This window comes from Lacisediminihabitans sp., assembly GCF_036569425.1.
Classification (GTDB): domain Bacteria; phylum Actinomycetota; class Actinomycetes; order Actinomycetales; family Microbacteriaceae; genus Lacisediminihabitans.
This window is the reverse complement of record NZ_DATCQQ010000069.1, coordinates 1-19876: the sequence shown is the minus strand read 5'-3', so window position 1 is coordinate 19876 and position 19876 is coordinate 1. Positions and strand designations below refer to the sequence as shown.

The 19876-nt window shown below is 68.6% G+C and carries 17 protein-coding genes; 16 read left to right on the top strand and 1 reads right to left on the bottom strand.

The window, feature by feature from the left end; translation table 11 throughout:
- Window positions 1-108: 108 nt before the first annotated feature.
- The 7 genes from nadA to VIM54_RS11405 all read left to right on the top strand — a co-directional run bounded on the left by nadA (window position 109) and on the right by VIM54_RS11405 (window position 7288).
- The gene (gene nadA / locus VIM54_RS11435) at window positions 109-1413 is read left to right on the top strand and encodes a quinolinate synthase NadA (RefSeq protein WP_331901438.1); all 1305 of its coding nucleotides are present in this window, start codon (window positions 109-111) and stop codon (window positions 1411-1413) included.
- A gap of 1 nt (window position 1414) precedes the next feature.
- Complete coding sequence (nadB, locus tag VIM54_RS11430; RefSeq protein ID WP_331901436.1) at window positions 1415-2959, top strand: L-aspartate oxidase; 1545 nt, start codon at window positions 1415-1417, stop codon at window positions 2957-2959.
- On the top strand, window positions 2953-3840 hold the full coding sequence (nadC, locus tag VIM54_RS11425; RefSeq protein WP_331901434.1) for a carboxylating nicotinate-nucleotide diphosphorylase: 888 nt from the start codon (window positions 2953-2955) through the stop codon (window positions 3838-3840). The genes nadB and nadC overlap by 7 nt, the downstream gene beginning before the upstream one ends.
- Window positions 3837-4976 carry a cysteine desulfurase family protein gene (locus VIM54_RS11420; protein WP_331901429.1) on the top strand — a complete coding sequence of 380 codons (1140 nt, stop codon included), beginning with the start codon at window positions 3837-3839 and terminating at the stop codon, window positions 4974-4976. The genes nadC and VIM54_RS11420 overlap by 4 nt, the downstream gene beginning before the upstream one ends.
- A gap of 102 nt (window positions 4977-5078) precedes the next feature.
- Complete coding sequence (locus VIM54_RS11415) at window positions 5079-6464, top strand: glycine--tRNA ligase (RefSeq protein WP_331901427.1); 1386 nt, start codon at window positions 5079-5081, stop codon at window positions 6462-6464.
- Window positions 6465-6500: 36 nt separating this feature from the next.
- Window positions 6501-7154 carry a DsbA family oxidoreductase gene (locus VIM54_RS11410; RefSeq protein WP_331901425.1) on the top strand — a complete coding sequence of 218 codons (654 nt, stop codon included), beginning with the start codon at window positions 6501-6503 and terminating at the stop codon, window positions 7152-7154.
- Window positions 7151-7288, top strand: a complete 138-nt coding sequence (locus VIM54_RS11405; protein ID WP_331901423.1) for a hypothetical protein — start codon at window positions 7151-7153, stop codon at window positions 7286-7288. The genes VIM54_RS11410 and VIM54_RS11405 overlap by 4 nt, the downstream gene beginning before the upstream one ends.
- A gap of 40 nt (window positions 7289-7328) precedes the next feature.
- Here VIM54_RS11405 and VIM54_RS11400 read toward each other — a convergent pair whose 3' ends face one another.
- The gene (locus VIM54_RS11400; protein ID WP_331901421.1) at window positions 7329-7814 is read right to left on the bottom strand and encodes a YbaK/EbsC family protein; all 486 of its coding nucleotides are present in this window, start codon (window positions 7812-7814) and stop codon (window positions 7329-7331) included.
- 31 nt (window positions 7815-7845) lie between these two features.
- Between VIM54_RS11400 and dusB the strand changes: the two genes are divergently transcribed.
- From dusB to VIM54_RS11355, 9 genes are all read left to right on the top strand, one after another.
- Complete coding sequence (gene dusB, locus VIM54_RS11395; RefSeq protein ID WP_331901420.1) at window positions 7846-9003, top strand: tRNA dihydrouridine synthase DusB; 1158 nt, start codon at window positions 7846-7848, stop codon at window positions 9001-9003.
- Window positions 8996-10240 carry a deoxyguanosinetriphosphate triphosphohydrolase gene (locus VIM54_RS11390; RefSeq protein WP_331901418.1) on the top strand — a complete coding sequence of 415 codons (1245 nt, stop codon included), beginning with the start codon at window positions 8996-8998 and terminating at the stop codon, window positions 10238-10240. The genes dusB and VIM54_RS11390 overlap by 8 nt, the downstream gene beginning before the upstream one ends.
- Window positions 10241-10690: 450 nt before the next feature.
- A complete protein-coding gene (gene dnaG / locus VIM54_RS11385) occupies window positions 10691-12562 on the top strand; it encodes a DNA primase (RefSeq protein WP_331901416.1) in 1872 nt (623 codons plus the stop codon).
- A gap of 170 nt (window positions 12563-12732) precedes the next feature.
- On the top strand, window positions 12733-14373 hold the full coding sequence (locus VIM54_RS11380) for an ABC transporter substrate-binding protein (protein ID WP_331901415.1): 1641 nt from the start codon (window positions 12733-12735) through the stop codon (window positions 14371-14373).
- A gap of 102 nt (window positions 14374-14475) precedes the next feature.
- Entirely contained in the window at window positions 14476-15582 is a 1107-nt protein-coding gene (locus tag VIM54_RS11375; protein WP_331901413.1) for an ABC transporter permease, read from the top strand.
- Between the two features lies 1 nt (window position 15583).
- Window positions 15584-16612, top strand: coding sequence for an ABC transporter permease (locus tag VIM54_RS11370; protein WP_331901411.1), 1029 nt, complete (start codon window positions 15584-15586; stop codon window positions 16610-16612).
- Window positions 16609-18291 carry an ABC transporter ATP-binding protein gene (locus tag VIM54_RS11365; protein WP_331901409.1) on the top strand — a complete coding sequence of 561 codons (1683 nt, stop codon included), beginning with the start codon at window positions 16609-16611 and terminating at the stop codon, window positions 18289-18291. The genes VIM54_RS11370 and VIM54_RS11365 overlap by 4 nt, the downstream gene beginning before the upstream one ends.
- A 1-nt stretch (window position 18292) precedes the next feature.
- Window positions 18293-19195 carry an ATP-binding cassette domain-containing protein gene (locus VIM54_RS11360; RefSeq protein ID WP_331901407.1) on the top strand — a complete coding sequence of 301 codons (903 nt, stop codon included), beginning with the start codon at window positions 18293-18295 and terminating at the stop codon, window positions 19193-19195.
- A 59-nt stretch (window positions 19196-19254) separates the two neighbouring features.
- A partial coding sequence (locus tag VIM54_RS11355) for an NAD(P)-dependent oxidoreductase (RefSeq protein WP_331901405.1) occupies window positions 19255-19876 on the top strand: 622 nt, incomplete at its 3' end.

Below are 19876 nucleotides of genomic sequence, written 5' to 3'. Positions count from 1 at the left end.
CCCCCCCCCCCCCGCCTCTACCGCTACAACACCTCGGTCGAGCTGACCGACAACGGGCCACTCGCCCGTTCCTGAACCGTCGACCCCACCACCCACCGAGGAGCCACCTTGTCGTCCGTCGACACCACCATCCAGCTGATCAGCGCGAACGCGATCGACGGCGAGGTCTGCAGCACCGATCTCGCTGAGGGCCCGTGGGTCTTCGACCTGCTCGATGAGCCCGGCTACGGTCCAGGCTCGTCGATGCACGACGAGATCCCGTCCGAGACTCCCCGGCAGGGCGAGATCCCCGCCGAATACCGCGAGGCATCTGACGAGGAGCTGGAGGCGCGCATCTTCGCCGCGAAGGAGACCCTCGGCGACCGCGTCGTCGTGCTCGGCCACTTTTACCAGCGCGACGAGGTCGTGCGGTACGCGGACTTCGTCGGAGACTCGTTCCAGCTCGCGAACGCCGCCCGGTCGAAGCCTCAGGCCGAGGCCATCGTGTTCTGCGGCGTGCACTTCATGGCCGAGACCGCCGACATCCTCGCCCGTCCGGACCAGGCAGTGATCCTGCCCAACCTCGCCGCCGGCTGCTCGATGGCCGACATGGCCGACATCGACTCGGTCGCCGAGTGCTGGGAACAGCTCGAGGCCCTGTACGGCACCGAGCCGGATTCCGACGGCCGTGTGCCCGTGATCCCGGTCACCTACATGAACTCGTCGGCCGCCCTTAAGGGCTTCTGCGGCGAGCACGGCGGCATCGTGTGCACCTCGTCGAACGCGGCGACGGTGCTCGAGTGGGCGTTCGAGCGTGGCCAGCGGGTGCTCTTCTTTCCCGACCAGCACCTCGGGCGCAACACCGCCAAGGCCATGGGCGTGCCCGTGGAGCTCATGCCGATGTGGAACCCGCGCAAGCCGCTCGGCGGCAACGAGCCGCACGAGCTCGAGGACGCCCGGGTGATCCTGTGGCACGGCTTCTGCTCGGTGCACAAGCGGTTCACCGTTGGCCAGATCGAGAAGGCGCGCGCCGAGTTCCCCGGGGTGCAGGTGCTCGTGCACCCCGAGTGCCCGATGCCCGTCGTCGACGCCGCGGACGCCGCAGGCTCCACCGACTTCATCGGCAAGGCGATCGCTGCCGCCACCGAGCCGACGACGTTCGCGATCGGCACCGAGATCAACATGGTCAACCGGCTCGCCGCCCAGTATCCGCAGCACCGGATCTTCTGTCTCGATCCGGTGATCTGCCCGTGCTCCACGATGTACCGCATCCACCCCGCCTACCTCGCCTGGGTGCTCGAGGGCCTGGTGCGCGGAGAGACCATTAACCGCATCCGGGTGCCGGATGACGTTGCCGTGCCCGCCCGAGTGGCCCTCGAGCGCATGCTGGCGGCGCGCCCTGGCGGCCCGGGCGAACGCGTGATCGGGGACTGACATGGGCAGCGTCATCGTGGTGGGAACCGGGATCGCCGGCCTCGTCGCCGCGCTCGAGGCCGGCCGCAGCCACGACGTGACGCTCGTGACCAAGGCGGAACTCGGCGAGAGTAATACGCGCTACGCGCAGGGCGGCATCGCCGCTGCGCTCTTCCCGGACGACAGCGTCGAGGCGCACATCCGGGACACCCTCGAGGCGGGCGCCGGGCTCAACGACCACGACGCCGTCGCCGTGCTCTGCACAGAGGGCCCCGGCCGCATCCGCGACCTGATCCGCCTCGGCGTGAAGTTCGACCGGGAGAACGGCGAGCTCGCCCGCGGCCGGGAGGCGGCGCACTCGAGCGCGCGCATCCTGCACGCCGGGGGAGACGCGACCGGCGCGGTGATCGAACGCGCCCTGGTCGCCGCGGTTCGGGAGTCGGCGGCGAGCATCCGCGAATTCTGTTTCGTGCGCGACCTCGTCGTGCGGGACGGCCGCGTTGTCGGCATCGACGTGCTCGAGCGGGACGCCGCCGGTCGGGACGTCCCCGGCCGGATCGAGGCGGATGCCGTGATCCTCGCGAGCGGCGGAGCCGGCCAGCTCTACCGGCACACCACCAACCCCTCTGTCGCGACCGGGGACGGAGCGGCCGCCGCCCTGCGCGCCGGCGCGGCCCTGAGCGACGTGGAGTTCTACCAGTTCCACCCGACCTCGCTCGCCGTGCCCGGCAACTTCCTCATCTCGGAGGCGGTGCGCGGCGAGGGCGCGGTGCTCGTCGATGCGCGGGGTCGACGCTTCATGGCGGACTGGCATGCGGATGCCGAGCTCGCCCCGCGAGACGTCGTGGCGCGGGGGATCGCTCGCCAGATGGCCGAACAGGGCGGCGAGCCGGTCTGGCTCGACGCGACGGCGCTCGGCTCCGACTTCCTCGCCAGCCGGTTTCCCGGGATCACCAGGGTCTGCCGCGAGCACGGACTGGACTGGGGCCGCGAGCCTATCCCGGTGACCCCGGCGGCGCACTACTGGATGGGCGGCATCCGCACCGACGAGTGGGGGCGCACCTCCCTGCCCGGCCTGTTCGCGGTCGGCGAGGTCGCCTGCACCGGAGTGCACGGCGCCAACCGGCTCGCCTCCAACTCCCTGCTCGAGTCGCTCGTGTTCGCCTGGCGGGCCGTCGACGCCCTCGACCTCTCGGTCGCACCGGCATTCGACCGGCCGGGCGACAGCGCCGGCGCGCCCAACGCGCCGGCCACTGGCGCGCCGGCGAGCGACCCGTTCACCCGCCTTGAGCTGCAGCAGCTGCTCTGGGACGCCGCCGGACTCTTCCGCGACCGCCAGACCCTCGAGGGCGCGGTCGACCGCCTCGCCGGCTGGGCGGCGTCCGCCGACGACACCGTCGCATCCCTCGAGACCGCCAACCTGCTCGACCTCGGCCGGCTCGTCGTCGGCGCCGCCCTCGAGCGCGAGGAGTCGCGCGGGGCCCACTACCGCTCAGACTTCCCGCAGCAGCGGCCAGAGTTCGCCCGGCACACCGCCTGGGCCAGAAGGGTCACCGTCCCATGCTGACATCGCACCAGATCGACCCCGTCGTGTCGGCGGCCCTCGCCGAGGACGCCCCGTGGGGAGACGTCACGTCGCAGTACCTCATCCCGGCCGAGGCGCGGGCGACGGCGCGACTCGTCGCCCGCGAGCCCGGGGTGTTCAGCGGCGGCGAGGTCTTCCGTGCGGCGATGCTGCTCACCGACCCGACGATCCAGGCGACCATCGCCGTGCCGGACGGCCAGGCCTTCGCGAGCGGCGCCGTTCTCGCCGAGGTGAGCGGCCCCGCCCGATCGGTGCTGCAGGCGGAGAGGGTCGCCCTCAACTTCGTGCAGCGGATGAGCGGGATCGCCACGCTCACTGCGCGTTTCGTCGCCGAGGCGGCCGGCACCCGAGCCCGCATCGTCGACACCCGCAAGACCACGCCCGGCCTGCGCGCGTTCGAGCGGCACGCCGTGCGGTCGGGAGGAGGGCACAATCACCGGTTCTCGCTCTCCGACGCCGTGATGGCCAAGGACAACCATCTCGCGGTGCTCACCGCGGGCGGCCGCGACATCACCGAGGCGCTGCTCGACGTGCGCTCCCGGCTGCCGCACACCACGCACATCGAGGTGGAGGTGGACCGGATCGACCAGATCGAGGCGGTGCTGGCAGCCCGGATCGACACGATCATGCTCGACAACTTCACGCTCCCCGAGCTGCGCGAGGGGGTCGCCATCGTCGGCGGTCGGGCCCTCGTCGAGGCCAGCGGATCCGTCAGCCTCGACACCGTCGCCGACATCGCCAGGACCGGGGTGGACATCATCTCGGTGGGGGCGCTCACGCACAGCGTGCGATCCCTCGACCTCGGCCTCGACATCGAACTGCGCGACATCGAATTGCGCGACATTCTGGTTTCCGCACCGTGATGTACCTCGACAACGCCGCGACCTCGCCCGTGCGACGCGAGGTGCTCGAGGCGATGTGGCCGTACCTCACGGCGGACTTCGGCAACCCGTCGAGCCACCACGCGGTGGGCGAGGTGGCCGCGCGGGGGCTCGCGGCCGCGCGCGAGACGATCGCCACGGCGCTCGATTGCCGGGCCGCCGAGATCGTGTTCACCTCGGGCGGCACCGAGGCCAACAACCTCGCCGTGAAGGGGATCGCCCTCGCGGCGCCGCGCGGGCGGCACATCGTCACGACCGCGATCGAGCACGAGGCCGTGCTCGCGAGCTGCGACTACCTGCGTCGGCACCACGGCTTTGAGGTCTCCCTCGTGCAGCTCGGCGACGGCGGCCTCGTCGACCCGGGCGAGGTCGCGGCGGCGCTGCGGCCGGACACCACCCTCGTCACGATCATGCACGCCAACAACGAGATCGGCACGGTGCAGCCGATCCGTGCCATCGCGGATATCGCGCGTGCCGCCGGGGTGCCGATACACACGGATGCCGTGCAGTCCGCCCCATGGCTCGAGGTGGGGTTGCGCTCCCTGGGCGTCGATGCCCTGAGCGTCTCCGGCCACAAGCTCGGTGCGCCGAAGGGGATCGGGCTGCTCGCGGTTCGCGGGTCGGTGCCGATCGAACCGGTGCTGCACGGCGGCGGCCAGGAACGCGGGCGGCGTTCGGGCACCGAGAACGTGGCGGGCGCGGTCGGCCTGGCCGAGGCGATCCGGTTGCGCGCCAGCGCCAGCGCCAGCATCGGCGACGCCGTGCGGCGTTCCCGGGACGCCATTATCGACGGTGTGCTCGGCGCGGTGCCCGGCGCGTTCCTCACCGGGCATCGCGATGCCAGGCTGCCGGCCCACGCGTCGTTCTGTTTCCCGGGAACGAGCGGCGAGGCCGTGCTGCTCGAGCTCGAGCGGCGCGGGATCGTCTCGTCGAGCGGGTCGGCCTGCGCCGCGGGAAGCGACGACGCCTCCCACGTGCTCGTGGCCCTCGGCATCGACGACGACACCGCCAGGACGGCGGTGCGATTCACCCTCGATTCGACGATCGTCGAGGCGGATGCGGCGCGAGTCGTGTCCGCCGTCGCCGTCGCGGTCGCTGCCGTCGGGTCGCTGCGTTGACGGTCGGGGCGCTGACGGCCGGGTCGCCGCGCGCTGGGTAAGCTGGGAGCCTCACCCCCCTTCGACCGCGCATCCAGCGCGGTATGACTCTTGGAGTTCTCCGTGGCCAACGCCTCCCCGCTCGATCCCGTGATCAACCTGGCCAAGCGCCGTGGATTCGTCTTCCAGGCCGGTGAGATCTACGGCGGCTCGCGCTCGGCGTGGGACTACGGGCCGCTCGGTACCGCGCTCAAGGAGAACATCAAGCGCCAGTGGTGGCAGTTCATGGTGCAGGGCCGGGACGACATCGTGGGCATCGACTCGTCGATCATCCTGCCGAAGCGCGTGTGGGAGGTCTCCGGCCACGTCGAGGTCTTCAGCGACCCGCTCGTCGAATCCCTGCACACCCACAAGCGCTACCGCGCCGACCACCTGCTCGAGGCCTACGAGGAGAAGCACGGTCATCCGCCGGTCAACGGCCTCGCCGACATCCGCGACCCCGACACCGGCCAGCCAGGCAACTGGACAGAGCCGCAGAACTTCTCCGGCCTGTTGAAGACCTTCCTCGGCCCGGTGGACAACGAGGAGGGCATGGCGTACCTCCGTCCCGAGACCGCCCAGGGCATCTTCACCAACTTCGCCAACGTCATGGGCGCGGCGCGCATGAAGCCCCCGTTCGGAATCGCGCAGGTGGGCAAGAGCTTCCGCAATGAGATCACGCCAGGCAACTTCATCTTCCGCACCCGCGAGTTCGAGCAGATGGAGATGGAATTCTTCGTCGAGCCCGGCACCGATGAGGAGTGGTTCCAGTACTGGATCGACGCCTGCGAGGAGTGGTTCACCGACCTCGGGATCACACCGGGCAACATCCGCCGGTTCGAGCACCCGCAGGAGAAGCTGTCGCACTACTCGAAGCGAACCATCGACCTCGAATACCGCTTCCGGTTCGCCGGCAGCGAGTGGGGCGAGCTCATGGGCGTCGCCAACCGCACCGACTTCGACCTGAAGACCCACTCCGAGGGCTCCGGCGTGGACCTGTCCTACTTCGACCAGACCAAGAACGAGCGCTGGATCCCGTACGTGATCGAGCCGGCGTTCGGGCTCACCCGGGCGCTCATGGCGTTCCTCGTCGACGCGTACCACGAGGACGAGGCGCCCAACACGAAGGGCGGCGTCGACAAGCGCACCGTGCTGCGGCTCGACCGGCGACTCGCGCCGGTGAAGGTCGCCGTGCTGCCGCTCTCCCGCAACGAGCAGCTCTCGCCGGTGGCGAAGGCACTCGCGGCAGACCTGCGCAAGTACTGGAACATCGACTTCGACGACGCCGGTGCGATCGGGCGCCGCTACCGTCGCCAGGACGAGATCGGTACACCGTTCTGCATCACCGTGGACTTCGACACCCTCGAGGACAACGCGGTGACCGTGCGCGAACGCGACTCGATGGCGCAGGAGCGCATCTCCCTCGACCGTGTGCGCGGCTACCTGGCCGAGCAGCTGATCGGCGCCTAGCGGGAATACCGCCCGGGCTCAGGCGTTGCCTTGAGGGTGAGCGAACCCATCAAGGTAGACATCTGGTCGGACGTGCAGTGCCCATGGTGCTACATCGGTAAACGCAAGTTCGAGGCGGGGGCAGCCCAGTTCGGCGGCGACGTCGAGGTGGAATACCACTCGTTCGAACTCTCCCCGGACACCCCGGTCGACTTCGACGGCACGCCGGTCGACTACCTCAGCCAGCGCAAGGGCCTGCCCATCGACCAGGTGGAGAAGATGCTCGAGCGAGTGACCGGCATCGCCTCGAGCGTCGGTCTCGACTACGACTATGACCACGTGCACCAGACGAACACGGTCAAGGCGCACGAACTCATCCATTACGCCAAGGCGCACGGTCGCCAGCTCGACATGAAGGAGCGCCTGCTCAAGGCCTACTTCGTCGACGGGCGGCACGTGGGCCGCGTCGAGGATCTCGCCGACCTCGCCGCCGAGGTCGGCCTCGACCGCGCGGACGTCGTGCGCGCCCTCGAGTCGAACCAGTACCTCGCCGATGTGAAGGCCGACGTCGCCCTCGCCACTGAATACGGCATCCAGGGCGTGCCGTTCTTCGTGATCGACGGCAAGTACGGGGTGTCAGGCGCCCAGGACGCCGAAACGTTCGCTAACGTGCTCACACAGGTACGCACCGAGAGAGAAGCAACCCCATGAAGAATTCCCAGACTCTTCCGCTTCAGATCGTGGGGGATCCGAATGTGGCCTCCTGCGACGGCGACTTCTGTGAGATCCCCGACCACCACGAGCAGGCCGTGGTCAACCGCCGCCTCGACGAGGACCTCGTCTAGAGCCGCTCAGCGCCTAGGGCCGCCCAGGATCTGTAGCAGTTCAGGCGCTGATGTCGGCGACGGTCGCGTCGAAGGCCGCGATGAACGCGTCGGCATCCACGAACGCGCTGAAGCCGGCTTCTCCGGCACCCAGTGCAACCCGCGAGCCCACGATCACTGCGTCGACGTACACGGGCCAGGGGGAGCTGCTGCCGAGGGGCGTGATCGTGCCGCGTTCGTACCCGGCGGCCTCGAGGGCGAGTTCGGCGGTGGGCAGGGAGAGCTTGTTGACCCCGACGACAGCGCGCAGCTTCGACCAGGAGATCTGCCGGTCGCCGGGGATGAGGGCGAAGAGGTACTCGTTCGGCGCGTTAGAGGGGGTGTGCCGACGCACGACGAGGGTCTTGACAATGCCCCTCGGGTCGATGCCGAGCAGCACCGCAGCCTCCGCCAGGGAACCGGCCGCCGGGCGCTCGACGAACTCGACGTCGAGTCCGCGGGCAGCGGCATCCGCCATCACTCTGGCGCGTCCGTCTGGCTCTGTCATTGCTTCGCGGGCTTTCTGGGAGAATTGACCGGTGACCATCCTCGCCACCGCACATCCCAGCCTACAGATCGGGCGCATCCCGCTCGCTGTACCTGTCGTGCTCGCGCCCATGGCGGGCATCACTAACACGGCGTTCCGCCGGCTGTGCCGCGAGTTCGGCGCCGGCCTCTACGTCTCCGAGATGATCACCAGCCGCGCACTCGTCGAGCGCACGGAGGGCTCGATGCGCCTCATCAAGCACCACGAGTCGGAGACGACCCGCAGCGTCCAGCTCTACGGGGTCGACCCGAAGACCGTCGCCGAGGCCGTGACTATGCTCGTAGCCGAGGATCGCGCCGACCACATCGACCTGAACTTCGGATGCCCCGTGCCGAAGGTCACGCGCAAGGGAGGGGGAGCCGCGTTGCCCTGGAAGCTCGACCTGTTCCGCGACATCGTCGAGCGCGCGGTGAAGTCGGCAGGCGACCTCCCGCTCACCGTGAAGATGCGCAAGGGCATCGACTCCGACCACCTCACCTACCTCGAGGCCGGCCGCATCGCCGAAGACGCGGGTGTCGCGAGCATCGCGCTGCACGCGCGCACCGCCTCCGAGTTCTACAGCGGCCACGCCGACTGGGCGGCCATCGCCGCGCTCAAGCAGGCCATCACGAGCGTTCCGGTGCTCGGCAACGGGGACATCTGGTCGGGCGCCGACGCCATTCGCATGATCGAAGAGACCGGATGCGACGGGGTCGTCGTCGGCCGCGGTTGCCTCGGTCGCCCGTGGCTGTTCGGCGATCTCGCCGCTGCGTTCGAGGGCAAGACCGACATCGCCCAGCCGAGCCTCGGCACCGTCGCGGCGACCCTGCGCCGGCACACCGAGCTGCTGGTCGAGTTCTTCGATGGCGATGAGGATCACGCCTGCCGCGACATCCGCAAGCACGTCGCCTGGTATTTCAAGGGCTACCCGGTGGGCGGCGACCTGCGCGCGAGCCTCGCCACGGTGCAGAGCCTGCAGCAGATGGACGACCTTCTCGGCACCCTCGATTGGGAGCAGCCGTACCCCGGCGAGGCCTCCGAGGGCCCGCGCGGCCGGGCCGGAACGCCCAAGCGGCCGTCGCTGCCTGACGGTTGGCTGCTGAGCCGTGAGCTCGCCGACGCGCACCGCGCGGAGCTCGCCGAGGCCGAACTGAGCCACAGCGGTGGTTGAGCACGGGTACGGCGAGCACGACACCGCCCGCTGGTTTCCCGAGGAGCATTCGAGCCGTCGCAGCGACTTCGCGCGCGACCGCGCGCGGCTGCTGCACTCGAGCGCACTGCGCCGGCTCGCTGCGAAGACCCAGGTCCTGAGCCCGGCGGCCGGCCTCGACTTCGCCCGAAACCGGCTCACCCACTCTCTCGAGGTCGCGCAGGTGGGCCGCGAGCTCGCGACGAGCCTGGGGCTGGACCCGGATGTCGTGGACACGGCGTGCCTCGCGCACGACCTCGGGCATCCGCCGTTCGGTCACAATGGCGAACGCGCGCTCAACGCCTGGGCGAGCGACATCGGCGGATTCGAGGGCAACGCGCAGACCCTGAGGCTGCTCACGAGGATCGAGCCGAAGGTGTTCGGGCCGGACGGGCGTTCGTACGGCCTCAACCTCACCCGCGCGAGCCTCGACGCGAGCTGCAAGTACCCGTGGCCGGACACCGCGTCGGTGGGGGACCCGAGCGGCCGCGCCAAGTTCGGCTTCTACGCGGACGACGCCGAGGCGTTCGGTTGGCTGCGCGAGGGTGCGCCGGAGCGCCGGCTCTGCATCGAGGCCCAGGTGATGGACCTCTCCGACGACATCGCGTACTCCGTGCACGACTTCGAGGACGCGGTGGTGAGCGGCTACATCGACGTCAAGGCGCTCGGCGCGCGCGTCGACCACGACGAGTTGGTCGAGTCGATGTTCGTCTGGATCGGCGGCGAACTCGGTCATGACGAACTCATCGCGGCGTTCGACCGCCTCGATTCGCTCGATGTGTGGATCGACCGCTGGGACGGCAGCCGAATCGACCAGGGCCGACTGAAGAACCTCACCTCGCAGCTCATCGGACGCTTTGCCGGTGCGGCCGTCGCAGCCACGCGGGCGCTCGGCGGGGACGGCAGCCTCATCCGGTTCACCGCCAACATGGTCGTTCCGCGGGAGATCCAGGCGGAGATCGCCGTGCTCAAGGGCATCGTCGCCGCCTTCGTCATGTCCCGGAACACGCGGCAGCCCATCTACAGCCAGCAGCGCGAGGTGCTCACCGATCTCGCGGACGCGCTGTACGCCCGCGGCGAGGCGGACCTCGACCCCGGATTCGCCGCTGACTGGCGCGCGGCCGAGACGGATGCCGCCCGCAAGCGCGCCGTCGTGGACCAGGTCGCGTCGCTCACCGACCAGTCGGCCATGGCGTGGCACGAACGGATCCTCGGGTAGGACTGCCGCCGGCGACTCCGGTTGTGCAGGACGCGGCGTGGGCGACTCCGGTTGTGCAGGACGCGGTGGGGGCGGTGGTGGCAGGGGTTGGAGACTCCGGTTGTGCAGGACGGGGCGTGGGTCGATGGTGGCCGGGGTTGGAGACTCCGGTTGTGCAGGACGGGGTGTGGGGCGGTGGTGGCCGGGTTGGGCGCTCCAGTTGTGCAGGACAGCCGGTTTGTCGACCCGCTGGGCCGTCCTGCAGAACTGGAGTCTGCGGGAGAGGCGGCGTGTGCGGGCGAGGCGTGTGGGCCGTCCTGCAGAACTGGAGTCTGCCGGAGAGGCGGCTCGTGTGGGCGCGCCATGTGAGGTGTCCTGCACAACCGGAGTCGCGAACGGCACCTGCGCAGCGGAATCCACAGGGAGGGCCCCGGCGCAGTGAGCGTCGCCGACCGAACCTAGAATGAGCAGGTGCCCGGCCTCATTCGACGAAACGATATCGACGAGGTTCGAGCGCGAATCAACATCGCCGACATCGTCGGCGACTACGTCACGCTCAAGGGTGCCGGCGTCGGATCGCTCAAGGGCCTCTGCCCCTTCCACGACGAGCGCAGCCCGAGCTTCCACGTGCGGCCGCAGGTGGGCCGTTACCACTGCTTCGGCTGCGGCGAGGACGGCGACGTCTTCAGCTTCCTGCAAAAGATGGACCACACCACCTTCACCGAGGCGGTGGAGCGGATGGCCGCGAGGGTCGGCTACGAACTGCACTACGAAGACGGCGGACAGGCCAACAGCGACCACGGCAACCGGGCCCGCATCCTCGCCGCCAACCAGGCCGCCGCCGAGTACTTCGTCATCCAGCTGACCACGCCCGATGCCGAGCCGGCCAGAGCGTTCCTCGGCCAGCGCGGCTTCGACCCGGGTGCCGCCCAGCGTTTCGGCGTCGGCTTCGCGCCCAAGACCGGCCTCACCAAGCATCTCAGGGCCCTCGGCTTCACCGAGGCTGAACTCGTCGCCTCGGGCCTCGTCGGCGAGGGCGATCGCGGCACATACGACCGGTTCCGCGGCAGGCTCGTCTGGCCCATCCGCGACGTCACCGGCCAGACCCTTGGCTTCGGTGCGCGCAAGCTCCTGGACGACGACCAGGGCCCCAAGTACCTCAACACTCCCGAGACGGCGGTGTACCACAAGTCGCAGGTGCTCTACGGTCTCGACCTGGCCAAGCGCGACATCTCGCGCGGCCGACAGGTCGTGGTCGTGGAGGGCTACACCGACGTGATGGCCTGCCACCTCGCGGGCATCACCACGGCCGTCGCCACCTGTGGCACGGCGTTCGGCGTCGACCACATCAAGGTGATCCGTCGGGTGCTCGGGGATGTCGACAACGCGGACTCCCGCGGCCTCGGCGAGGTCATCTTCACCTTCGACCCTGACGAGGCCGGCCAGAAGGCCGCGAGCCGCGCGTTCAGCGAGGAGCAGCGCTTCGCGGCGCAGACCTTCGTGGCCGTGGCGCCCGACGGGCTCGACCCGTGCGACCTGCGGCTCGAGCGCGGGGACGACGCGGTGCGCCGCCTCATCACGGCGAAGAAGCCCATGTTCGAGTTCATGATCAGGCGCGTGCTTGCCGGCCACAACCTCGACACCGTGGAGGGCCGGGTCGCCGCCCTGCGGGCCTCGGCGCCCGTCGTCGCCGGCATCCGCGACCAGGCGCTCAACATCGGCTACGTGCGCACCCTCGCCGGCTGGCTCGGCATGGACCTCGGCGAGGTCGGACGGGCGGTCGCCTCGGCGCACGGCAAGGTTCCGGAGGCGCAGAAGCCCCGCTACGGCACGGATGCGGCCGCGGCGCCGGCGCCGGTGGAGAACGGCCCGTCGCTCGTGCACCTGCCGACCGACCCGTCAACGAGGCTGGAGCGGGACTCGCTCATGGCGATCCTGCAGCATCCGGAGATCATCGGCGTCGACCTGGCCCAGCGCGCCAGCCGCGCGGCCTACGCGAATCCGTCTCTCGCGGTGGTGCGGGACGGAATCGCCGCGAGCATGGACGCCTTCGAATCACCGGAGTGGCTCGACCGCGTGATCGCCGAGGTGCCCGCCCCGTTCGCGATGCTGGTGAAGGAGCTCGGGGTCGCCCCGCTCCCCGAGAAGGAGGGGCGCGACCTCACCGCCTACTGCAGGGGCGTCACCGCGAACCTGATCGAGAGGGACCTGCTGCGCCGCAAGGCCGAGCTGCTCGGACGCCTCCAGCGCACCGACGCGGTGGCCGACCCCGGCGCGTACCGCGAGGTGCAGGTCGAACTCGTTCGCATTGAGGCCGAGCGCCGGGAACTCCGTTCGGAGTAGTTCGTCGCAATTGCAGTGACCGTTGTTGCAGTCGAGTAAACATTGGCCTATATCCGCCCCCTCGATTGGTCGCGCTCGTCGTATCTGTGTTACCAAGGAGTCATACAGCAGTGCTCTGGCGTGCCATTCGAGGCACACCTTTGTGTTCTTTACGAGAGAGGCAGACGGATATGACATCCGCATCCACGTTCCGCAAGCGAACGCTCGCCGTGCTTGGGGGCACCGCAATCGCGGCGCTCGCCCTGTCCGGCTGCGCCGCCGGCAGTAATGCGAACACCGCGTCAAAGACGCTCACCATCGGCACGACCGACAAGGTCACTGTGCTCGACCCGGCCGGCTCATACGACAACGGCTCGTTCGCCGTGCAGAACCAGGTCTTCCCATTCCTCTTCAACACTCCGTACGGTAGCCCCGAGGTCAAGCCAGACATCGCGCTCTCCGGCGACTTCACCGCGCCGACGGAGTTCACGGTCAAGCTCAAGCCAAACCTCAAATTCGCCAACGGTGACAAGCTGACGTCGTCCGACGTGAAGTTCACCTTCGACCGCGACCTCAAGATTGCGGACGAGAACGGCCCGTCGTCGCTTCTCTACAACCTCGACCACGTCGAGGCGACCGACCCGACCACGGTCGTATTCCACCTCAAGAGCGCGAACGACCAGGTCTTCAAGCAGATCTTGTCCAGCCCGGCCGGTCCGATTGTCGACGAGCAGGTCTTCCCCGCCGACAAGCTCGCGACCGACGACGAAATCGTCAAGGGCAACGCCTTCGCCGGCCAGTACACGATCAAGAGCTACAACTTCAACAACCTCATCTCCTACAAGGCAAACCCCAACTACGACGGGGTGCTCGGCAACGCGAAGACCGAGACCGTCAACGTGAAGTACTACACGTCGCAGTCGAACCTGAAGCTCGACATCCAGAACGGCAACATCGACGTCGCGTTCCGCAGTCTGTCGCCAACTGACATCGCGAGCCTGAACACCAACAAGAAGGTCACCGTCTATCACGGCCCTGGCGGTGAGATCCGCTACTTCGTGTTCAACTTCCAGACTGCTCCGTTCGGAACCAAGACCGCGGAAGCCGACCCGGCGAAGGCTCTTGCCGTGCGCCAGGCCGCCGCTGACCTGGTCGACCGCGACGCGCTCTCCAAGAACGTCTACAAGGGCACATACTCCCCGCTCTACTCCTATGTTCCTGACGGTCTCACGGGCGCGACGACCGTGCTCAAGAGCCTCTACGGGGACGGCAAGGGCGGACCGGATGCCGCGAAGGCCAAGTCCACTCTGGCCGCAGCCGGCGTCACCACCCCGGTGAAGATCAACCTGCAGTACAACACCGACCACTACGGAGAGTCGTCGAGCGACGAGTATGCGGCGATCAAGAGCCAGCTCGAGACCGACGGCCTGTTCTCGGTCAACCTGCAGTCGACCGAGTACGTGCAGTACTCCAAGGACCGGAAGGCCGGCGTGTACTCGGTGTTCCAGCTCGGCTGGTTCCCCGACTACTCGGATGCCGACAATTACCTCACGCCGTTCTTCTACAACCCGACGGACAAGGAAGCGTTCATCATCAACCACTACGACGATCCCGCCGTGGACAAGTTGATTCTCGAGCAGGGCGTCACGAGCGACAAGGCCGCCCGCGCGAAGATCATCGAGCAGATCCAGGCGGCGGTAGCCGCGCAGCTGCCGACGATACCGCTGCTGCAGGGCGACCAGGTCGCCGTGGCGGTCAAGGGTGTCTCCGGCGTGAAGGACACGCTCGACGCCTCCTTCAAGTTCCGCTACGCGGCGCTCAGCAAGGGCTGATCGATCTAACGGCTAGAATTCTCTAGCTGTGCTTTCGGGGCGACCCGCACCACGTGCGGGTCGCCCTCAGGCTTTTGTCCCGCTTCAGATCGATTGGTCACGATGACGTCATCCGCTTCCGGTACACCGGTTCTGGCGAAACCGGGTGGGGATCCCGCACCGGCGAAGGCGTCCGGCAAGGCCAAGGGCGGCAGTCTCGGCCGCTATATCTTCGTGCGGTTCCTGCTCATCTTCCCCACCGTCTTCATTCTCGTGACGCTCGTCTTCGTGCTCATGCGAACGATCGGCGACCCGATCACGGCGTCGCTCGGCGGCCGGCTCAACGCCCAACAGCTGCAGGAACGCATCCACGCCGCCGGCTACGACCGGCCCGTGATCGTGCAGTACTTCGAGTATCTGGGCCAGATCTTCACGGGCAACTTCGGAACGACGATCAGCGACAACCGGCCGATCAGCACGGTGCTGCTCACCTATGGCGGAGCCACCCTCGAACTCGCCTTTTACGCCCTCATCGTGGCGTTCATCGTGGGCATTCCGCTCGGGATGCTCGCAGCATACCTCCGGGACAAGTGGCCGGATGCGGTCCTGCGCGTTTTCGCCATCCTCTTCTACGCCACGCCGGTGTTCTTCGCCGGCCTGCTGCTCAAGCTCGTCTTCGGGGTGTGGCTCGGCGTGCTGCCGATCGCCGGTCGATCGTCGACGAGCACCGAGCTCGAACTGCAGTTGCTGCCGAACAAGACGGGCATCTACCTCATTGACGCCTTCCGGCTCGGCGACCCGGCCGCCATCGCGGACGTGCTCCAGCATGCGGTGCTGCCTGGGCTCGCCCTCGGCCTGCTCACCGCCGGCGTGTTCCTGCGCCTGGTGCGCACCAACGTCATTGGCACGCTCTCGGCCGACTACGTGGACGCCGCGAGGTCGCGCGGGGTGAGCGAGTACCGCCTCGTGCGCCGTCACGCATACAAGCCGGCGCTCATCCCCATCATCACCGTGATCGGCCTGCAGATCGCCCTGCTCCTCGGCGGGGCGGTGCTCACCGAGACGACCTTCGAGTGGAAGGGCCTCGGATTCATGCTCGCCCAGTACCTGTCCGCGCGGGACTTCGTGGCCGTGCAGGGCATCGTCGCCCTGCTTGCCGTGATCGTGGCCCTCACCAACTTCATCGTCGACATCATCGCGGCGCTCATCGACCCGAGGGTGAGGTACTGACATGACGTCGATCGACGTTCCCAAGCGGCCCAGCCTCTGGCAGCGTCTGCCCGTGGTGCACCAGTTCCGGCAGAGCGTGGGGCTCCAGCGCGGCATGCTCGTGGCCGGACTCGTGATCACCGCGGTGTTTCTTCTCACGGCAATCTTCGCCCCGCTGCTCGCGCCGTACGGCTACTCGCAACTGAAAGACGCCTCAGGCAACTTCGGGTCCCAGCTGCCGCCGGGCGGCAAGCACATCCTGGGCACGACTGTCGGCGGCTACGACGTGCTTTCCCGGGTGATCTGGGGTTCGCAGACGGCGGCGCTCGTGATCATAGCGGCCATCATCTTCTCCATCTTCGTCGGAGTGTTCCTCGGGCTGGTTTCCGGCTACCTGGGCGGATGGCTCGACCGGGTGCTCGTGGTGGTCGCGGACGCGGTGTACGCCTTCCCCAGCCTGTTGCTCGCCATCGTGATGTCGATCGTGATCTCGGGAGGGCAGTCCAACCTCTTCGGCGGCATCCTCGCGGCGGCCATTTCGATCACCGTCGTCTTCGTGCCCCAGTACTTCCGGGTGATCCGGGCGGAGACCGTGCGTATCAAGTCGGAGGCGTTTGTCGAGTCGGCCAAGGTGATCGGGGCCAGGAGCTGGCGCATCATGTTCCGCCACGTACTTCGCAACGCGACCCGCACGCTGCCGCTCATCTTCACGCTCAACGCCTCAGAGGCGATCCTCACCCTCGCCGGGCTGGGCTTCCTCGGCTTCGGCATCGAGCCGACGTCCGCGGCCGAGTGGGGCTACGACCTCAACAAGTCGATCTCGGATGTCACGAGCGGCATCTGGTGGACCTCGGTGTTCCCGGGCCTCGCGATCGTGCTCGTGGTGCTGGGAATCACCCTCGTCGGTGAGAGCCTCAACGACCTCGCGGATCCGCGGTTGAGAACCAGACGTCGGGCCGACGGCTCGCCACCGCCCGCCCCGACCCTGGACACCGCCCCCGAGGCGAGCACGGATGTCGTCGGCGATCTCGCACTGGAGGTGCGCGAATGAGTTCACTCACCCGCGGCGAACAGGCGGTCGGCATCACCGACCTCACCATCACGTTCGCGACCGACGGCGGCGACGTGCGCGCCGTCGACGGCGTGACACTCTCGGTGAACGCGGGGGAGGTGCTCGCGATCGTCGGCGAGAGCGGCAGCGGGAAGACCGTGACCGCGAAGTCGATTCTCGGGCTCCTGCCGGAGACGGCCACGGCATCCGGTGTGGTGCTTCTCGGCCAGGACAACGTCGTCACCGTGAGCAAGTCCCGGTTGCGGGAGATCCGCGGCACGAGCGCGGCGATGGTCTTCCAGGAGCCGTCGACGGCGCTCAACCCCGTCTACACGGTCGGCTGGCAGATCGCGGAGGGCCTGCACGCCCACGGCAAGTACACGCGGGCGGAGGCCAAGGCCAAGGCGATCGACATTCTCGAGAAGGTCGGCATCCCGGACGCGGCCAACCGGGTCAACTACTATCCGCACCAGTTCTCCGGCGGCCAGAAGCAGCGGGTCGTCATCGCAATGGCGCTCGTGCTCGATCCAGAGCTGATCGTCGCCGACGAGCCGACGACGGCGCTCGACGTGACCGTGCAGGCCGAGATCCTCGACCTGCTGCGCCGGCTGCGCGACGAATTCGACACCGCGATCGTGCTCATCACGCACAACATGGGCGTGGTCGCCGACCTCGCGGACCGCGTGGCCGTGATGTTCGAGGGCAAGGTCGTGGAGGAGGCGGATGTCACCTCCCTCTTCGAAAACCCGCAGCATCCGTACACGAAGAAGCTGCTCGCCGCCGTGCCATACCTCGGCTCCGGCACGGTTCGCACGCAGGAGCGCGCGGCCGAGCGTGCCCTCACGACCTTCGAGGCGCTCGTGGTCGCCAAAGACCTCGTGATCGAATATCCCGGCCGCCTCGGCAGGAAGGGTTTCCGCGCCGTCAATGGTGTGAGCTTCGAGATCGGCGCGCGCGAGGTGCTCGGCCTGGTGGGCGAGAGCGGATCGGGAAAGACCACCATCGGGCGGGCGATCGGCGGACTCACGAAGATCACGGGCGGGTCGCTCACGGTGCTCGGCCAGGAGATGCTCGGGGTGCACGAGCGCCGGTTCCGGCCCCTGCGCCGGGACATCGGCTTCGTGTTCCAGGACCCTGCCACCAGCTTCAATCCGCTTCTCACGATTGCCGAGTGCGTCGCCGAGCCGCTCATCGTTCACGGCAAGTCGCCGAATTCCCGCGCCGCCCGCTCGCGGGTGAACGAACTGCTCGAGGCGGTCCAGCTGCCCAAGGCGTTCGGCGACCGCTTCCCGCACGAACTGAGCGGTGGCCAACGGCAGCGGGCATCCCTTGCCAGGGCCCTCGCCCTGCAGCCGAAGCTGCTCATCGCCGACGAGCCGACGAGCGCGCTCGACGTCTCGGTGCAGGCGCGGGTGCTCGAGCTGTTCGCCGAGCTGCAGAAGGAGTTCGGTTTCGCCGCGCTCTTCATCAGTCACGACCTCGCGGTCGTCGACATTCTCGCCGACCGCATCGCCGTGCTCTACCAGGGCGAACTCGTGGAGGAGGGGACCGGCGCCGAGGTGCTCGGCGCGCCGCAGCATCCGTACACCAAGCGGCTGCTCGCCTCGCTGCCCGTGCCGAACCCGGCCGAGCAGGCGCTTCGACGCGAAGCGCTGCGACTCCTGCGGGCCGAGGAATAGCGTGGAGTCCCCGCCCGCGGGCCTGGTGGTGTCGGCACAGGACGTGTCGATCCGCTACCGAGCCAACAACACGCAATCGCGTTTTCTTGCGGTGGGCGGGGTGAATCTCGACATTGCGGCTGGCGAGATTGTGGGACTGCTCGGCGAGTCCGGGTCGGGCAAGTCCACGCTCGCGGGAGCAATCGCCGGGGAGGTGGGGCAGATCGGTTCCGGCGAGGGCACCCCCCAGATCTCCGGGGGATCGCTCGAGGTGTTCGGCCGCGAGCTTCGCGGCATCAACCGCCGCCGCCGCGACCGTCTCACCCTGAGGATCGGCTACCTGCGCCAGGACGAGGCCGAACGGCTGAGCCCCATCCTCACGATCGCGGAGAACGTGGCTGAGCCGATCTTCCGGCGCGACCGCAAGTTCAACGTGCGCGAGGCGAATGCGGCCGTCGCCACCGCGATCGACGCGGTGCGACTGCCGCTCGGCCTCATGTCCCGGCTGCCGCACGAACTCAGCAGCGGGCAGCGGCAGCGTGTGGCCCTCGCGCGGGCCCTCATCCTCGAACCGGCACTGCTCGTGGCCGACGAGCCCACCCGCGGCGTCGACGCCCTCGTTCGGGACAGTGTTCTCGACACTATCGCGGCGCTCCAGCACGATCGGGTTTTCTCGGCGCTCATCGTGAGCAGCGAGCTGTCCGTAGTCTCGCGGATTGCCAGCCGGGTCGTCGTGCTGCAGCGCGGGGTCGCGGTGGGGGATGGCCCCATCGACGAGGTGCTCTCCGATCCGGAGGACTACTACGTGAAGGGGCTCGCCAAGGCCAGGCGGCTCGAACTTTCGAGGGGCAAACCAGCACCGCCATACCCGGGTGCGAAGGACCATCACAGTGTGCCGCCAGGCGCCGGGAGATCAACCACGTGAGTACAACACAGCGCGCAGTTTCGCAGCACCGAGCAGTCTCTGCGCGCGAGGTCGAGGCCGTGTCACCCGAACGCCGTCCGCACCCGGGAACGATCGCCGTGATGCCCGACGACGATCCGATGTTCGCCGATGCCGTGCGCGCCGGCGGCGGCGAGATCGCGCCGCTGTCAGAGCACACCCGCGGACTCGTCTGGCTGTCGTACGGTGACGCGCAGGATCTGGTCGCCGTGCTCGACGCTCACCCCGGCATCGAGTGGGTGCAGCTGCCATACGCGGGTGTCGACGCCTTCTCGCACGTGCTCGCGGGCTATGCAGATCGACCGCTGCCGCTCTGGACGAGCGCGAAGGGAGCGTACTCCCAGCCGGTCGCCGAACATGCGCTCACGCTCGCTCTTGCCCTGCTGCGCCTCATCCCGCAGCGGGTCCGCGCCACGAGCTGGCCGACCGGCGAGAAGTTCGGCACGTCGCTGTTCGGGCTGAACGTGCTCATCGTGGGCGCCGGCGGGATCGCCGTCGAGCTCATCCGGCTGCTCGAGCCGTTCGGGGTGCACGTCACGGTGGTGCGACGCAGCCAGGGAGACCTGGCGGGCGCCGAGCTCACGGTCACCTCCGACCGGCTCGGCGAGGTGCTGCCGGACGCGGACGTCGTCGTGATCGCCGCGGCCTTCACCGACGGCACCC

Coding starts and splice junctions, on each gene's coding strand:
- VIM54_RS11375 (WP_331901413.1), top strand. CDS start 14,476: ATGACGTCATCCGCTTCCGGTACACCGGTTCTGGCGAAACCGGGTGGG.
- VIM54_RS11370 (WP_331901411.1), top strand. CDS start 15,584: ATGACGTCGATCGACGTTCCCAAGCGGCCCAGCCTCTGGCAGCGTCTG.
- VIM54_RS11405 (WP_331901423.1), top strand. CDS start 7,151: ATGAAGAATTCCCAGACTCTTCCGCTTCAGATCGTGGGGGATCCGAAT.
- nadC (WP_331901434.1), top strand. CDS start 2,953: ATGCTGACATCGCACCAGATCGACCCCGTCGTGTCGGCGGCCCTCGCC.
- nadB (WP_331901436.1), top strand. CDS start 1,415: ATGGGCAGCGTCATCGTGGTGGGAACCGGGATCGCCGGCCTCGTCGCC.
- VIM54_RS11400 (WP_331901421.1), bottom strand. CDS start 7,814: ATGACAGAGCCAGACGGACGCGCCAGAGTGATGGCGGATGCCGCTGCC.
- VIM54_RS11365 (WP_331901409.1), top strand. CDS start 16,609: ATGAGTTCACTCACCCGCGGCGAACAGGCGGTCGGCATCACCGACCTC.
- VIM54_RS11380 (WP_331901415.1), top strand. CDS start 12,733: ATGACATCCGCATCCACGTTCCGCAAGCGAACGCTCGCCGTGCTTGGG.